Genomic DNA, 15,028 nt, shown 5'->3' on the forward strand with positions numbered 1-15,028 from the left:
ATCAGGCCGCTGCCGCTGCTGCAGCGGCGTTGATCGCGTCGATCTCGGCGGCCTTGGCTTCAACCAGCTTCACGATATGTTCCAGCATCTGCTCACTGTCGATCACGTGATCGCTGATGCCCGAAAGGAACACGGCGTGGCGGCCGTTGCCGCCGCCGGTCAGGCCGATATCGGTTTCGCGCGCTTCGCCGGGGCCGTTGACGACGCAGCCCAGCACCGAAAGCGACAGCGGCGTGGTGATGTGCGCGAGGCGCGTTTCCAGCGCTTCCACGGTGCGCACCACGTCAAAGCCCTGGCGGGCGCAGGACGGGCACGACACGATGCGCACGCCGCGGGCGCGGATGCCGAGTGATTTGAGGATGTGATAGCCCACCTTCACTTCCTCCACCGGATCGGCGGAGAGCGAAACGCGAATGGTATCACCCACCCCGGCCCACAGCAGCATGCCCATGCCAATGGAGGATTTCACCGTGCCGCCGATCAGGCCACCGGCTTCGGTGATGCCCAGGTGCAGCGGATAATCGCAGACTTCAGCGAGGCCGTTATAGGCCGCGACTGCCAGGAACACGTCGCTGGCCTTCACGCTGATCTTGAACTCGTGGAAATCTTCGTCCTGAAGATATTTCATATGCTCCAGCGCACTTTCCACCAGCGCTTCCGGGCAGGGCTCGCCATATTTTTCGAGCAGATGCTTTTCCAGAGAGCCGGCGTTCACGCCGATGCGGATGGCGCAGCCATTGGCCTTGGCGGCGTTCACCACTTCGCGGATGCGTTCGCGGCTCCCGATGTTGCCGGGGTTGATGCGCAGGCAGGCGGCGCCCGCGTCAGCCGCTTCCAGCGCGCGCTTGTAGTGGAAATGGATGTCGGCCACGATCGGCACCTTGGCGGCGCGGGTGATGGCACGGAACGCCGCGGTGGCTTCCTTGGTCGGGCAGCTCACCCGGATGATATCGGCGCCCACATCCTCGCAGGCGCGGATCTGATCGATCGTTGCGCCAACGTCTTCGGTGGGGGTGTTGGTCATGGTCTGCACGGCGATCGGGGCATCCCCGCCCACCGGCACCTTGCCCACCATGATCTGCCGGCTCTTGCGGCGGGTGATGTCACGCCAGGGACGCACGCTCATGCCAATCGGCTCCTTCGTTCAATCGCCCTGCCCGGCGCGCATTTGTTGGTGGCGCGCGTTGCGGCGCGCGACGCCCCTGCCCGATAGCACAGGGATGCAGCCATGCAAGACGCGGCTTATCATCGCCGCATGACTGAACCCGCCAAACCCGTTTCCATCCAGGCTGCCACCGTGATTCTGGCCCGCGAAGGGCCGGGCGGCGTGCCTGAATATCTGCTGGTGCAACGCGGCGAACAACTCGCCTTTGCCGGCGGTGCGCTGGTGTTCCCCGGCGGCCGGGTGGATGCCGCCGATATCCACATCGCCCGCAATGAACTGCTGGCCATGGGCTTTGATGGCCTTGAAGATCTTGACGCCGCCGCCCGCATCACCTGCGCCCGCGAAGCGCTGGAGGAAACCGGCGTGCTCTTGACCGAAGGCCCCCACCCCGACGAAGCCGCGCTGGCCCATGCCCGGTCCCTGCTCGCCGCCGGGCCGGATGAAGCCGAGGCCGTGGGGTTTGCCGGCATGCTGGGCGCCATGGGCCACAAGGTGGACGCGGCCCGCTTCATTCCCTTCGCCCGCTGGGAGCCACCATCGGCTGCCGCCATTGTCCGCCGGTTCGATACCCGCTTCTATCTGGCCGATGCCGGCCGGTCTGCCAGTGCGGTGATCAGCCCCGATGGGTTCGAAGCGCAGGCGCTGCGCTGGACAACGGCGGCGCAGGCCATCGCCGATTATGACGCTGGCACCGCCGCCATGGTGTTCCCCACCTGGTGCAACATGCACCGGCTGGCGCAGTATCAAACGCTGGCCACGCTGTTCGAACGGGTTAGCGCCCTGCCCGCCCCCTATGTGCAGCCGGCGTTTGAGACGATTGATGGCGAACCCTGGCTCACCATCCCGGAAGGCATTGATTATCCCGTCACCCGCGACCGCGTGAACAATCTTCGCCGCGAGTGAGGGCCACAAACGGGGGATTGCCTCCGTCTCAGTCGTTGGTAGGGTGCCCGCTCTCATCCGGAGTTTGATTTGATGCGCATGTTCCTTGCTCTCACCCTGCTCGCCGCCACGCCAGCCTTCGCGCAGGCAGCAGCTCCCGCTACCCCGCGCGAACGCTTGATGGCTGCCGATGCCAACAAGGATGGCAAATGGAGCAAGGAAGAATGGCTCGCTGCCGGCCGCCGCGAAATGGGCTTTGCCATGATCGATGCCGACAAGGACGGGTTCGTCACCCAGCCTGAGCTGATGGAAGGCATGAAGCGCATGCAGGCAATGGGGATGAGCCCGCCGCCGCAGGATTGAGGCACACCCCCTCAGGGCCGCAACCCTCGCCCTTTCACCCCCGGCTTCAACGCCCGCTGCGCCATGTTGGCAAACCGGCACAACTCCGCCCGCGTGGTTCGTGGATCAATGATCGCCTCCACGCCGAACTTTTCCGCCGTGCGGAACGGGGATCGCACCTGTTCCAGCCGCGCCTTGATCTCGGCCAGCTTCGTCGCCGGGTCATCCGCGGCTTCCAGATCGGCGCGGTAGGCGGCTTCCAGCCCGCCAGCGATCGGCAGCGAACCCCAGTCACCCGACGGCCAGGCCATGCGCCAGCGGAAGCGATCAGCCGGCGCGTGGCCGCTGCCCGCCATGCCATAGGCCTTGCGCATCACCACGCAGGCCCAGGGTACGGATGATTGATATATGGCCGCTAAGGCCCTGGAACCCCAGCGAATTGTCGCCTCCTCCTCCGCCCGGCGCCCGATCAGGAAGCCGGGATTATCAACCAGCTGGATGATCGGCAGATGGAATGTATCAGCCAGATCGACCATGCGTTCGACCTTGCGCGCGGTCGCCGCCGTCCACAGCCCACCAAGGCTTTCCGGGTTCGAAGCCACGATCGCCACCGGCCAGCCATCCAGCCGGGCCAGCCCCGTCACCACACCGGTGCCCCACTCCCGCCCGATCTCGAACCACGACCCCTTGTCCACCACCGCTTCCACGATCGGCCGCACCGGATAGAGCCGGCGCGGATCATGCGGCACCGCATCGATCAGCCATTCCTCGGCACGGTCCGCCGGATCGCGGTTAACGGCGCGCGCCGGCAGTTCCTCCACCGAGGACGGCAGGTAAGACAAGAACCAGCGCGTGCGGGCATAGGCTTCCGCCTCGCTCGCCACCCGATCATCCACCGCGCCATTGGCGGCATGGATGGCCGCGCCGCCCAGTTCCTCCTTGGTGCGATGTTCGCCCGCAGCCGCCACCACCGGCGGGCCGGCGACAAACATCTGGGCCAGGCCATCCACCAGCAGCGAATAATGCGCCATCACCATCCGCCCGGCACCCAGCCCGGCCACCGGTCCCAAGCCCAGCGCGACCACCGGCACTTGGGAAAGGTTGGCGGTCATCAGCTCCCAACCCGGGATTTCGGGGATATAGGTGTAACCTGCGCTTTCCAGCGTGCGCACACTGCCGCCCCCGCCCGTGCCTTCGATCATGCGGATCAGCGGCAGGCGATATTCGCTGGCCAATTGCTCGGCGGCGATCAGCTTTCGGTGCAGGCTGGCATCAGCTGCACCGCCGCGCACGGTGAAATCATCGGCGGTCGCCACCACCGGCCGGCCATCAATCGTCGCGTTGCCAAACAGGAAATTGGCCGGCTGGAACCCGGTCATCTCGCCGGAATCGTCATAACGGGCAAAGCCAGCCAACTCGCCCACCTCGTGGAAGCTGCCGGGATCGACCAGCGCCGCCAGCCGTTCGCGGACGTTCAACTTGCCTTGGTCGCGTTGGCGCGTGAGTTTCTCCGGCCCGCCCATGCCATGCGCGGCAATACGGCGGCGACCCAGCTCATCAATCTCTGATTCCCAGCCCATCAGCCTATCAAGCCCCATCTCAATCATTGATAAGTCACCATCGTGGCAGGCCTTACCAATGGCGAAAAGCCCATGTTTGGAGAGGATGTCCCGTCCTGGGTCGATCCGGGGTGATTCGCCGCTGATCGGGATTCGCTGGGCTTGGGCAGAGGGTTTGACTCGTAAATTCAACAAGCCTTGCCAAACCATTGCAAAATGATTTAGATAAAGTTGATTTTGATGCTCATTCGGGATCAAAGCGTGTATTTTGCCTTGTTTCCCTTTGGAGAAAGGCTCATAAATCAGGTTGGTTTCTAGCGTCGCATGGGGTCGCGGCTATGTTCAGTGGTCGAATTTACAAGAATTCCGGGGGTGCGGGCGTGGCAACGCTTGACTTTGCCGCCTTCCCGTCACTGTGTTCTATTGTGGCAACACGGCAAGGCTCTGATGGCCCGCGCAACCCGCGTGTGACGCTGCTGACCGATGCGGAGCGCGACTGCCTGCGCCTCGTTTTCCAACACATGACCAGCAAAGATATCGCGCGCCAGCTCGGTGTGTCGCCGCATACCGTTGATATGCGGCTGCGTCAGGCCATACGCAAGCTTGAGGTCACCAACCGGATCGAGGCGGCCCGCGCCCTTGTCCACACCGAAATTCTCCTCGGTATCGCCCAGCCCGTTGCTGATAACGCGACCGGTGATGCGTATCAGGAATTGATATACCAAGCTTCGGAGATTGCTGACGACGCGAAATCAGCGACGATTGGGGCACCGGCTTCTCAGGAACCGGGTGCAACCTCCAATCGTTCCAGCGACCCCAATCAGCTTGAACATGGATCCCTCGCAAGGACGCTGCACCCAGATCTTGGCAAGCTGGATGTTGGTCCATCAGGTGGCTCCCTCGCCCAACCAGTTGCAGCATCAGGCAATATCGCTTCGGCGACGCTTGCAACGGATTGGCCGGGCATTGCAGCCCCCGACCCTGGCATTGGTGCCCGGCCATTCCACACCACACCGTTTCACCAGACACGGCCGTGGGGTCAGAAGAATGATCTCGGAATCGGCCAAAGGCTTGGCTGGATCATGGGGATCGCCATGGCCTCTGCGCTGAGCTTCGGCGGCATTCTCGCTGCCCTGGCTGCACTGAAGACACTCGTTTAGAACTTCCGGAACCAGTTGCGTGGCGTCCGGAAGGGCGTCTAACCAACTGGCTGCGCGTATCAGCCGCCAGTTCTTTTCTCAAAAAGGATTGTGCTATGCTGAAAGAACGTCGTCTCGCCGCGAACAAAGTTGCTGAGCAGCTGTTCGCCGCTGAAGCCGCCATCAATGCCGCTGTGTCGGCTGTGGCCCAACTCACCGCCGTGATGCCGATGGCCGCCCAGGAAGCCAATCTGGCTGCCTGCATCGGTCAGGACGCCCTGATGGGCGCCATGGAAACCTGCCAGCAGCTGGTTCAGGCCCGTTCGCGCATCATCGCCACCCACGCCGCCCTGCGCGCCGCGCAGACCCAGATCGGCCTCGATGCCGTGAACTTCATGGGCAACTGCCCGCCCGAAGAAGCCCGCCTCGACGAGACGGTCGCTCCGCGCCGCCACCTCACGATCGCTGCCTGAGAGCGGCGTGATCTGGGCGCAAGCCTTTTTCAGCTGAAACTTGGTTCATGGCGCTGATGCGCCGGAGACCGCTTCTCGTCTGGAGTATGGACGATGTTTCTTGAAATTATTGCTGTCGTCACCGTTGTCGCCGCGGCCCTCTTGGCCTTCGGTTTCGGCGGCCGTGACGAACAATTGGCCGCGATCGGCTTCCTGGCCGCCACGCTCGCCACCCGCATGATCACCGCCGAGTATCAGCATGTCGAATATGGCGTGCTGGCCGTGGACTTTGGTCTGCTGCTTGGCCTGCTGGCCCTGGCGCTCACCAGTGACCGCTTCTGGCCGATGTACGCCACGGCGTTCCAGCTGGTTGGCCTGTTGGTCCACATCGGCAGCCTCACCTCTGCTGGTGGCGGCATGGCCTGGGCTTATGCGGTTGGCCTGATCTTCTGGTCCTACGCGGTGATCGCGGCGCTGCTCGCCGGTACGTGGCTGGAAAGCCGCAACCGACGGTTGGCAGGGCTGTAACAGCCCACTGATTGTTCTTCGCTCTATCAACCTCTGGTAGAGCTTCGCATGGCACGGCCACCCCCGGCTTGATCGGGGGTGGCTCTGCCGCGTTTCACAGTGAATACCCCCCGCGACAGCGCCGCCCTTGCCCTCTCCGTCTGCGCCTCGTAACCCCGGATCAAGCCGGCTTGCACGGCCTGAACAAATGTGGAACATACGGGCTCATGCTGAACCATATCCAGGTGCGCGGCGCGCGGGAGCATAATCTCAAGGGCGTCGACGTCGATCTGCCCAAGAACGCGCTCACCGTGATCACCGGCCTGTCCGGTTCCGGCAAGTCCAGCCTCGCCTTTGATACCATCTATGCCGAAGGCCAGCGACGCTATGTGGAGTCGCTCTCCGCCTACGCCCGCCAGTTCCTGGAGATGATGTCCAAGCCGGACGTTGACCATATCGAGGGCCTGTCCCCGGCGATCAGCATCGAACAGAAGACGACGAGCAAGAACCCGCGCTCCACCGTCGCCACCGTCACCGAGATCTACGACTATATGCGCCTGCTGTGGGCGCGGGTCGGCGTCCCCTATTCGCCCACCACCGGCTTGCCGATCACGGCGCAAACCGTCAGCCAGATGGTTGATCGCGTCATGGCGCTGCCGGAAAACACCCGCCTCTATTTGCTCGCCCCCATCGTGCGCGGCCGCAAGGGCGAGTATCGCAAGGAACTGGCCCAGCTGCAGAAAGACGGCTTCACCCGCGTGAAGATCGACGGCGAGTTCTACGCCATCGAGGAAGCCCCGGCGCTCGACAAGAAATACAAGCACGACATCGACGTGGTGGTAGACCGGTTGGCGGTGAAGGAGGGCCTCCAATCCCGCCTCGCCGAAAGCTTCGAAACCGCTTTGAAATTGGCCGAAGGCCTCGCCTTCGTCGAACTGGCAGACGCGCTGGCCGATGCGCCCGAAGCTGAGCGCCGCATCCTTTTCTCCGAAAAATTCGCCTGCCCGGTCTCCGGCTTCACCATTTCCGAGATTGAACCGCGGCTGTTCTCCTTCAACGCCCCGCAAGGCGCCTGCCCGGCCTGCGATGGTCTTGGCGAAAAACAGCATTTCGATCCCGATCTCATTGTCCCCAACCACGCGCTCACGCTGGAGAAGGGCGCCGTCGCGCCGTGGGCCAAATCCAACCCGCCCTCGCCTTATTATCTGCAGGTGCTGGCCAGCATCGGCCGCGCCTATGGCTTCACCCTGAAAAGCAAATGGTCCGATCTGTCGGATGAAGCCGCCCGCGCCGTGCTCTATGGCACCGGCAGCCGCGCCATCCCGCTGCGTTTCGAAGACGGCCGCAAGGCCTATGAGGTTGTCAAAACCTTCGAAGGCGTCGTCCGCAACCTCGAAAAGCGCCTCAATACCGAAAGCACTATGATCCGCGAGGAGCTGGAGCGGTACCAATCCCCCTCCCCCTGCGAAGTCTGCCACGGCGATCGCCTCCGCCCCGAAGCGCTCAGCGTCAAGATCGCCGGCGAAACCATCTCCACCGCAGTTCGCCGCCCCGTCGGCCAGGCGCTTCGCTGGGCGCGCGGCGTCGCCGATCATCTCACGCCCAAACAACGCGCCATCGGCGATCGCATCCTCAAGGAAATCACCGAACGCCTCGGCTTCCTCGACAATGTCGGCCTCGATTATCTCAACCTCGATCGCAAATCCGGCACGCTCTCGGGCGGCGAATCCCAGCGCATCCGCCTCGCCTCCCAGATCGGCTCCGGCCTGTCGGGCGTGCTCTACGTGCTCGATGAACCGTCCATCGGGCTCCATCAGCGCGACAATGATCGCCTGCTCACCACGCTGAAACGCCTGCGCGATCTGGGGAACACCGTGCTGGTGGTGGAACATGATGAAGACGCCATCCGCCTCGCCGATTATGTGGTCGATATGGGCCCCGGCGCCGGCGTCCACGGCGGCGAAGTCGTCGCGGCCGGTAGCCTGCAGGATATTCTCGACAGCCCCACCAGCATCACCGGCGCCTATCTGTCAGGCCGCCGCTCCATCCCGGTGCCGGCCAAGCGCCGCAAGGGATCGGGCAAGAAACTCACCGTGAAGAACGCCCGCGGCAACAATCTGCAGGGCGTCACCGCCAGCATCCCGCTGGGCACCTTCACCTGCATCACCGGCGTGTCGGGCAGCGGGAAATCCACCTTCACCATCGATACACTCTACAACGCCGCCGCCCGCGAACTGAACGGCGCCCGCGTGCTCGCCGCCCCGCACGATGGCCTTGATGGGCTGAACCACCTCGACAAGGTGATCGACATCGATCAATCCCCCATCGGCCGCACCCCGCGCTCCAACCCCGCGACCTATACCGGCTGCTTCACCAACATCCGCGATTGGTTCGCCGGCCTGCCGGAATCGCTGGCCCGCGGCTACAAGCCCGGCCGCTTCAGCTTCAACGTCAAAGGCGGGCGCTGCGAAGCCTGCTCGGGCGACGGCCTGATCAAGATCGAAATGCACTTCCTGCCCGATGTCTATGTCACCTGCGACGTCTGCCACGGCCACCGCTACAACCGCGAAACCCTGGAAGTGAAATTCAAGGGCAAATCCATCGCCGACGTGCTGGACATGACAATCGAAGACGGCGTCGAATTCTTCAAGGCCGTGCCACCCATCCGCGAAAAGCTCGCCATGCTGCTCGAAGTCGGCCTCGGCTACGTCAAGATCGGCCAGCAGGCCACCACCCTGTCCGGCGGCGAAGCCCAACGCGTCAAACTCGCCAAGGAACTCTCCCGGCGCGCCACCGGCAACACGCTCTACATCCTCGATGAACCCACCACCGGCCTCCATTTCGAAGATGTTCGCAAACTCCTCGAAGTCCTCCACGCCCTGGTGGAACAAGGCAACAGCGTCGTCGTCATCGAACATAATCTCGACGTGATCAAAACCGCCGACCACATCATCGATCTCGGCCCCGACGGCGGCGACAAAGGCGGCCATATCGTGGCGACCGGCACGCCCGAAACAGTGGCCGCGTGCGAGGCCAGCTGGACCGGGAAATATCTGGCGCCGCTGCTCGCCGCATCCCCGCGCGCCGTGGAGGAAGAAACCGCCGCCCCGGCGAAGCGCGCGCGCAAAGCGAAGGCCTGAAGCCTCAGCGTGCCCGCAGCCGCGGAATGACAACGATGGCCAGCAGCAACAACCACAGGGCGACCGCCAGGTGGAACAGATGCCAGGCCAACGCCGGATGCGCCGCGCGCAGCGGATCCGTCGCAAGCCGCCCGATCAGAAGCACGGTGAAACTGGCGGCAACCAGCGGCGCCTTCCCGTCGGCGGCACGATATGCCAGCCATGCTCCCACCAAGGTTAGTGCCAAAAAGGTCGGCACCATCGCGCCCGGAACCAGCACGGCCAATATGCCCGCCGCTCCGCCCAGAATCGGCGCCAGCCAGCGGGCTCGGCCGGCCATCACGCCGATCATGCAGCCGAGCCCGAACACCGCGCCGGCTCGCGACAGGAACTGGTGAACCAACTCGAAGTTCCCCGCCAGGCCAGCGCTGATCCTGATGGTGCCCACCAGGGCCGCGAGCATGAAGGGCGCGATCCCCACGGCCCACCAGGCATTGATCCGCGCCGTTCGGGCCATGGCATAAACGCCGGCCGCGACTACCACCGCTTCGGTCACGGCGAAATGCTGAGGCAGCAGCGCACTCATTCGGCGGGCACCGCGCTGCTGCCCGCCCGGCGGCGGGCGTCCGGGGCAAAGCCCGCCGCGGCCCGGATGGATTGGGTCGTCTCGCGCGCCCCATCATGGCTCCAGCCCGGCGGCGCAAACACATAGGCCAGCCGTTGCCACCAGCGCAGATCACGCTGGCTGGCGTCACGGGCAATGCCAACATATTCGTGCGTCAGCACGGTGACCGGGTTGAGCGTGTCCAGCTGCTTGACCAGGCCATAGACGGGCGGATCATCGGCGCGCTCGGCCTCGAACGTGCCGAACAACCTGTCCCAGATGATCAGCGTGCCGGCATAATTCGCATCGAGATAGCGCGGGTTGGTGCCGTGGTGCACGCGGTGGTGCGATGGCGTGTTGAAGATCGCTTCATACCAACGCGGCATCCGGTCGATCGTTTCGGTGTGCAGGAAGAACTGGTAGGTCGCATTCAGCACCCCGCAAAACGTGACCATGATCGGATCGAAGCCAACCAGCACCAGCGGGATCTTGAGCATCATCGTGCCGGTGAAATGCTTGGTCCATGATTGGCGCAAGGCAATCGGCAGATTATAATTCTGGCTGGAATGGTGGACGACATGCATCGCCCACACCCAGCGCACCCGGTGAGCAATCCGGTGGTGCACATAAAAACGCAGATCATCCAGCACGAAACACAGCAGGAAGGTTGCCCAGGTCACCGGGATGGTGGCGATCTGGAAGGGTTCCACCGCCGCCAGCGCGCCCAGGGTGATGAACGCGGTCGCCGCATTGGCCGGCTCGCTCAAAAAGCCCATCGCGATGCTCACCCCGCTGTCCTTCAGCGGGGTCTTGCCCTTCCGGTGGAACAACCGGATGGCGATCTGTTCAACCGCAATCATCGCCAGGAACGCCAGCGCGGAAAACTGGACGATGTTGGAACGCACGAACTCCATCGCGGTCATCTAACTCTCCCCCCAAAGCACGCCCCCTGGTTAGGTGGTCCGGTTGTAGACAACAATTGAGTTATTCTGCCTCATTATGTAGGTAATGGAACATGTCACTCGATCTCGTCCTGATCCGCCGGTTTGAAGCCGTCGCCCGCCTCGGCAGCTTTTCCGCCGCGGCTGACGAGGTTGGCGTCACCCATTCGGCGATGACCAAGAGCATCCGGACGCTCGAAGAGCTGTGGGGTGTCCGCCTGTTCGAACGCACAACCCGATCCGTGGTGCCAACAGCCGCCGGCCGGCGCCTGATCGAACTGGCGCCCGAACTGCTGACCCATGCCGAAGAAAGCAAGGCCCGCGTGCTGGCCGCCGGGCGCCGCCTGTCGATCGTGTGCGGCCCGGCCATCCTTGAAAGCTTCATCCCCGCCGCACTCTCCGCCTTCGCCCGCAGCCACAAGGGCATCGGGGTTGAGGTGGAATATCTGCCGCCCGATATGGCCGTCCAACGCCTGCAACAACGCCGCGCGCAACTGCTGCTCTATCATTCTGGCTCGCTCGCGGCCTTCGCCGGCCGGCGCGATCTCAAAATTCAACCGGTGATCGAAGAACCCTATCATCTCCTGTGCGGGCCCACCCACCCCGCGGCAACCAACCGCGATGCAGATGCCCTGCTCCAGCATGATTGGGCCATCGCCGGTTTCGATCCAGGCTTTGCCGCCAATCTGGCACCCGATCGTCGTGAAGCCCTGCAACGCTCCGACTTTCCGCGCTTTCGCCTGTCGAGCCAAAAAGCCTGTGTGGACCTGGCGCGGCACGGCCTGATCGTCACAATGGCACCCCGCTCCGGCGCGCTGAAGGCCTGCACGGAAGGCGGCCTGATCTCCTATGAAGTGCCCGGCATCGCCCCCTTCACCCTCGCCGCCATGACACTGGCCGATGTCCCCGATCAGGCAGCCGCCGATTTCATCGAAATCGTGTCAGGGAACAAATGACGCGAAAGATCCGGCAGGACTGAAACCGGGTGCACCTGTGGCGGTGGCGGAAGAAGCTCCCGTGCCGCTGAAGCGGACGCGCAAGGCGAAGGGATGAGGAAGGCTGAGGGGCCTCCGGCGGGCAGGGACGCAGTCCCTGCACCCGTTTGTTCTGTCCCATAAGCTCTATCGTTCAATCACTCGCTGCGAGGGCGTTGGGATGGGCAGCGGATCACTGGCGCGGGTGGCGTGAGGGGTTAGTTGAACCCGAAGCGCACGCCGTAGCTGAGCCCCACTGAAACCTGATCCCGCTGCCCGCGCAGGCGGATGAGCGATGAACCCGCCACCACGTCGCCCAGGCGATCATAGCTGGTGAACAGGGTGAGCGCGCCATGCTTGCCAAAGCGGCCCAACGGCTTGGTGAGCGCACCGGAGACGCCGGCGGAGATCAGGCCGGACCCGGTGGTGAAGGCCGGCAGGCCAGCGGCAGCGGCTTGCGCGGCGGAAACGCCGAAATAGATGTTGCTGTAATCACTGTCGGCCCAGGTGGCGCGCAGGGACAGGTTCCACAGCAGGCTGGCGTCCTTCTTGCGGTCGCTCCAGCCGATGATCGTATCGGCGATCAGGCCATCGTGGCCGCCGGTGCCCTGCCGCACTTCGGCGCGCAGGCGCAGCTTGCCACCCGCCAGGCTTTTCTGTGCAAAGCCGCCGAACTCGCCGGCCAGGCCAATATCGCCCATGCCGCGCAGCGCCGTGGAGCCGCCGGTGATGAGGAAGGGCGAGCCGCCGGTGTTTTCCTGCCGGCCAAAGCGGATCTTGGCCAGCGGACCGATCTTCCAGCCATCCCTGTTCACCGCGTTCCAGCCCAGGCCATCGGGAACAGAGAGGAAGACGGCATCCTTATAATTCAGGCGCAGATCGGGGAAGATCGACAGTCCGTGATCGCGGCTGCCCTGCCACACCGGCGCATAAATGGGCGCGAGGCCGATGCCGAGGGTCCAGGCCTTGGGCGCGGGAGGGCGCTGGGCTTGTGCGCCTTGCAGGGTAGTCGGCACGCCGGGCGCCGGGCCTTGTTGTGCGAGCGCAGGGGTTGCAGTGATCAGGATCAGGGCGGCGGCGGGGCGGATCATGCGCAGGCTCCGAGCGGGATGGGGTGCGCAGGCGATAGCGGGATTATTACGGAACTGCAATGTGGTGCGTGCCGCCAGCGGCCCGGCACACGCCGGCAGCGCGCCGGCACCGTGTGGCAGCGGCCCGGCACATTCCGGCAGCAATTACGCAATCGCCACGATGGGAAGCGGAACCAAGGCAGCCCACATTGGTTGCAAGACACACCCCTTGGGAGCACAACATGAGCCATCTGCCGCAGGATCTTCACGACATCTTCCCCGCCGCCGCTGATCAGTTGCGGCACCTGAAAGAGACGGATCGGCATTTCCGCACGCTGGCTGATCGCTATGCCGTACTGGATGATGAAATCCGCCGCAGCGAAACGGGTTTCACCCCGGCGATGGACGATGCCCATGCCGAAGGCCTGAAAAAGGAACGACTGGCGCTGCTGGACCAGATTGCGGCCATTCTGGAAGGAGAAAAGGCATGAATGTCAACGAGATCACTGCCGAACTGCGCGCGCGACTGACCGAGGTTCAGGCCGAAATCGCCCGTCTGGAACAGGCCACCATCCAGCCGCTTTCAGCCAAATTTTCCGATCAGGCCAATGATCTGGAAGAACTGGCGACCAACAAAGGCATGGAAGTGCAGCATATCCATGAAGCCGAGCAGATCTTGGCCGCGCTGGCCCGCATCGAGGCCGGCCAGTATGGCGAATGCGACGTGTGCGGCGGCGATATCGCCCCTGCCCGCCTGGCCGCCCTGCCCACGGCAACACGCTGCATCAAGTGCGCGGCATAACCACAGGTGACAGGGGGCAACGGGGCGGCTAACCACCGGCCATGAACCTGTTGCCCCACCCTGCCCCGTTTGCCCGTTTCGGCGAATGGCTGGCCGCCGCCGAAGCGGCAGAGCCCAATGATCCCAATGCAATGGCGGTCGCGACGGCAACGCCGGATGCAGCGCCATCTTTGCGCGTCGTGCTGCTGAAGGCATGGGATGAACGCGGGTTTGTGTTCTACACCAATCTCGACAGCCAGAAGGGCAGCGAACTGGCAGGCAACCCGCAGACGCATCTGAATTTCCACTGGAAATCGCTGCAACGCCAGGTGCGCATCGGCGGCCGCGCCGAACTGGTGAGCGATGCGGAGGCCGACGCCTATTTCGCCACACGGCCGCGGGAATCACAGTTGGGTGCCTGGGCCAGCCTGCAGAGCCAGCCCCTGCCCGACCGCGCCACCTTTGAAGCACGCATCGCCGAAATGGAGGCCCGCTTCCCCGCCGACGTGCCGCGCCCGCCGCGCTGGAGCGGCTGGCGCGTGGTGCCTGAACGCATTGAATATTGGCAGGCCCGCGATGGCCGCTGGCACGAGCGCGAAGTGTTTTGGCGAGAGGCTGACGGCTGGCGCTTTGGGCTGGTCTATCCCTGATGCGCCTGCCCTTTTCCCAAGTTGATGCCTTCGCTGATAGTGCCTTCACCGGCAATCCGGCGGCGGTGATGTTTCTCGAACGTTGGCTGCCGGATAGCGTGCTGCAAGGCATCGCGGCCGACAACAATCTGTCTGAAACCGCATTCCTTGTGGCGCACGACGGCGCCGAGGCCGATTTTGAACTGCGCTGGTTTACGCCCAAGCTGGAGGTCGCGCTGTGTGGCCACGCCACGCTGGCCAGCGGGCATGTCGTGCTTGACGCGCTGCCTGATCTGCCGATGGCGCGATTCCTTACCCGCCAGGCTGGCCTGTTGAACGTGGCCCGCGATGGCGATGGCTTGGCGATGCGCCTGCCGGCCTTGCCCGCTAACCGTCCGGTGACGCAGGCGGAAGAATCCGCCGTCTCCGCCGCGCTGGGCACACTGCCGGTGGAAGTGTGGGCGCGTGGCCACGATTATCTGCTGGCGGTGTTCGATTCGCCAGATGAAGTCCGCAGCTTGCAGCCTGATTTTGCGGCGATTCTGGCGCTGGCGCCGGGCGTAGACCTGATGCTGATTGCCACCGCGCCGGGGGAAGATTCCGACGTGCTGTCCCGCGTGTTCGTGCCGGCGTGCGGCGTGGATGAAGACCCGGTAACCGGCAGCGCCCATGCCGTGATCGCGCCGCTGTGGGCTGCCCGTTTTGGCCGGCCGCAGTTCAGCGCGGTGCAGGCCAGTGTGCGCGGCGGTCGGCTTGGATGTCGGGTGGAGGGCGATGCCGTCATCCTTTCCGGCAAGGCTCGCACCGTGATCCGCGGTGAGTATGACTTGCCGGATGCCGCCCTGAACGACTAACGCCGGGTGT

General features: G+C 64.2%; 16 protein-coding genes. 11 read left to right on the forward strand and 5 right to left on the reverse strand.

The annotated features are described in order from the left end of the window. Position 1: 1 nt before the first annotated feature. Entirely contained in the window at positions 2 to 1,126 is a 1,125-nt protein-coding gene (gene ispG / locus G566_RS0101305; RefSeq protein ID WP_022678877.1) for a flavodoxin-dependent (E)-4-hydroxy-3-methylbut-2-enyl-diphosphate synthase, read from the reverse strand. Between the two features lie 129 nt (positions 1,127 to 1,255). Between ispG and G566_RS0101310 the strand changes: the two genes are divergently transcribed. Beyond that, on the forward strand, positions 1,256 to 2,068 hold the full coding sequence (locus tag G566_RS0101310; protein ID WP_029131112.1) for an NUDIX hydrolase: 813 nt from the start codon (positions 1,256 to 1,258) through the stop codon (positions 2,066 to 2,068). A gap of 72 nt (positions 2,069 to 2,140) precedes the next feature. Further along, positions 2,141 to 2,410 (forward strand): EF-hand domain-containing protein, encoded by a 270-nt coding sequence (locus tag G566_RS13125; RefSeq protein ID WP_084706715.1) that lies wholly within the window; start codon positions 2,141 to 2,143, stop codon positions 2,408 to 2,410. Positions 2,411 to 2,421: 11 nt separating this feature from the next. Here the strand turns inward: G566_RS13125 and G566_RS0101320 are convergent, their stop codons facing one another. After that, positions 2,422 to 3,969 (reverse strand): acyl-CoA carboxylase subunit beta, encoded by a 1,548-nt coding sequence (locus G566_RS0101320; protein WP_029131113.1) that lies wholly within the window; start codon positions 3,967 to 3,969, stop codon positions 2,422 to 2,424. A gap of 359 nt (positions 3,970 to 4,328) precedes the next feature. Between G566_RS0101320 and G566_RS14565 the strand changes: the two genes are divergently transcribed. The 4 genes from G566_RS14565 (at position 4,329) to uvrA (ending at position 9,186) form a co-directional block, all read left to right on the forward strand. Continuing rightward, positions 4,329 to 5,108 (forward strand): helix-turn-helix domain-containing protein, encoded by a 780-nt coding sequence (locus G566_RS14565; RefSeq protein ID WP_169522737.1) that lies wholly within the window; start codon positions 4,329 to 4,331, stop codon positions 5,106 to 5,108. 95 nt (positions 5,109 to 5,203) lie between these two features. Next, positions 5,204 to 5,560 (forward strand): hypothetical protein, encoded by a 357-nt coding sequence (locus tag G566_RS13135; protein ID WP_022678881.1) that lies wholly within the window; start codon positions 5,204 to 5,206, stop codon positions 5,558 to 5,560. Between the two features lie 93 nt (positions 5,561 to 5,653). Then, the gene (locus tag G566_RS14570; protein WP_022678882.1) at positions 5,654 to 6,067 is read left to right on the forward strand and encodes a hypothetical protein; all 414 of its coding nucleotides are present in this window, start codon (positions 5,654 to 5,656) and stop codon (positions 6,065 to 6,067) included. Positions 6,068 to 6,273: 206 nt separating this feature from the next. Then, entirely contained in the window at positions 6,274 to 9,186 is a 2,913-nt protein-coding gene (gene uvrA / locus G566_RS13145) for an excinuclease ABC subunit UvrA (RefSeq protein WP_022678883.1), read from the forward strand. Between the two features lie 4 nt (positions 9,187 to 9,190). Here the strand turns inward: uvrA and G566_RS0101345 are convergent, their stop codons facing one another. Together G566_RS0101345 and G566_RS0101350 are read right to left on the reverse strand one after the other, a co-directional pair. Continuing rightward, positions 9,191 to 9,751, reverse strand: a complete 561-nt coding sequence (locus G566_RS0101345; protein WP_022678884.1) for a hypothetical protein — start codon at positions 9,749 to 9,751, stop codon at positions 9,191 to 9,193. Beyond that, a complete protein-coding gene (locus tag G566_RS0101350) occupies positions 9,748 to 10,692 on the reverse strand; it encodes a sterol desaturase family protein (RefSeq protein WP_022678885.1) in 945 nt (314 codons plus the stop codon). Before G566_RS0101350 ends, G566_RS0101345 begins: the two co-directional genes overlap by 4 nt. Before the next feature lie 92 nt (positions 10,693 to 10,784). Here G566_RS0101350 and G566_RS0101355 point away from each other — a divergent pair, with 92 nt between their 5' ends. Beyond that, positions 10,785 to 11,666, forward strand: a complete 882-nt coding sequence (locus tag G566_RS0101355) for a LysR family transcriptional regulator (RefSeq protein ID WP_022678886.1) — start codon at positions 10,785 to 10,787, stop codon at positions 11,664 to 11,666. 236 nt (positions 11,667 to 11,902) lie between these two features. Here the strand turns inward: G566_RS0101355 and G566_RS0101360 are convergent, their stop codons facing one another. Beyond that, positions 11,903 to 12,775: a MipA/OmpV family protein gene (locus tag G566_RS0101360; protein ID WP_243442385.1), complete on the reverse strand. Its 873-nt coding sequence runs from the start codon at positions 12,773 to 12,775 to the stop codon at positions 11,903 to 11,905. Positions 12,776 to 12,996: 221 nt separating this feature from the next. Here G566_RS0101360 and G566_RS0101365 point away from each other — a divergent pair, with 221 nt between their 5' ends. The 4 genes from G566_RS0101365 to G566_RS0101380 are packed head-to-tail and all read left to right on the forward strand — an operon-like array spanning position 12,997 to position 15,018. Continuing rightward, entirely contained in the window at positions 12,997 to 13,245 is a 249-nt protein-coding gene (locus tag G566_RS0101365; RefSeq protein WP_022678887.1) for an HP1242/YdcH family protein, read from the forward strand. Continuing rightward, positions 13,242 to 13,556 (forward strand): TraR/DksA family transcriptional regulator, encoded by a 315-nt coding sequence (locus G566_RS0101370; RefSeq protein ID WP_022678888.1) that lies wholly within the window; start codon positions 13,242 to 13,244, stop codon positions 13,554 to 13,556. The genes G566_RS0101365 and G566_RS0101370 overlap by 4 nt, the downstream gene beginning before the upstream one ends. 41 nt (positions 13,557 to 13,597) lie before the next feature. Beyond that, positions 13,598 to 14,185: a pyridoxamine 5'-phosphate oxidase gene (gene pdxH, locus G566_RS0101375; protein WP_022678889.1), complete on the forward strand. Its 588-nt coding sequence runs from the start codon at positions 13,598 to 13,600 to the stop codon at positions 14,183 to 14,185. After that, positions 14,185 to 15,018, forward strand: coding sequence for a PhzF family phenazine biosynthesis protein (locus tag G566_RS0101380; protein ID WP_022678890.1), 834 nt, complete (start codon positions 14,185 to 14,187; stop codon positions 15,016 to 15,018). The genes pdxH and G566_RS0101380 overlap by 1 nt, the downstream gene beginning before the upstream one ends. Positions 15,019 to 15,028 lie beyond the last annotated feature (10 nt).

Source organism: Sandarakinorhabdus limnophila DSM 17366 (genome assembly GCF_000420765.1).
GTDB lineage: Bacteria > Pseudomonadota > Alphaproteobacteria > Sphingomonadales > Sphingomonadaceae > Sandarakinorhabdus > Sandarakinorhabdus limnophila.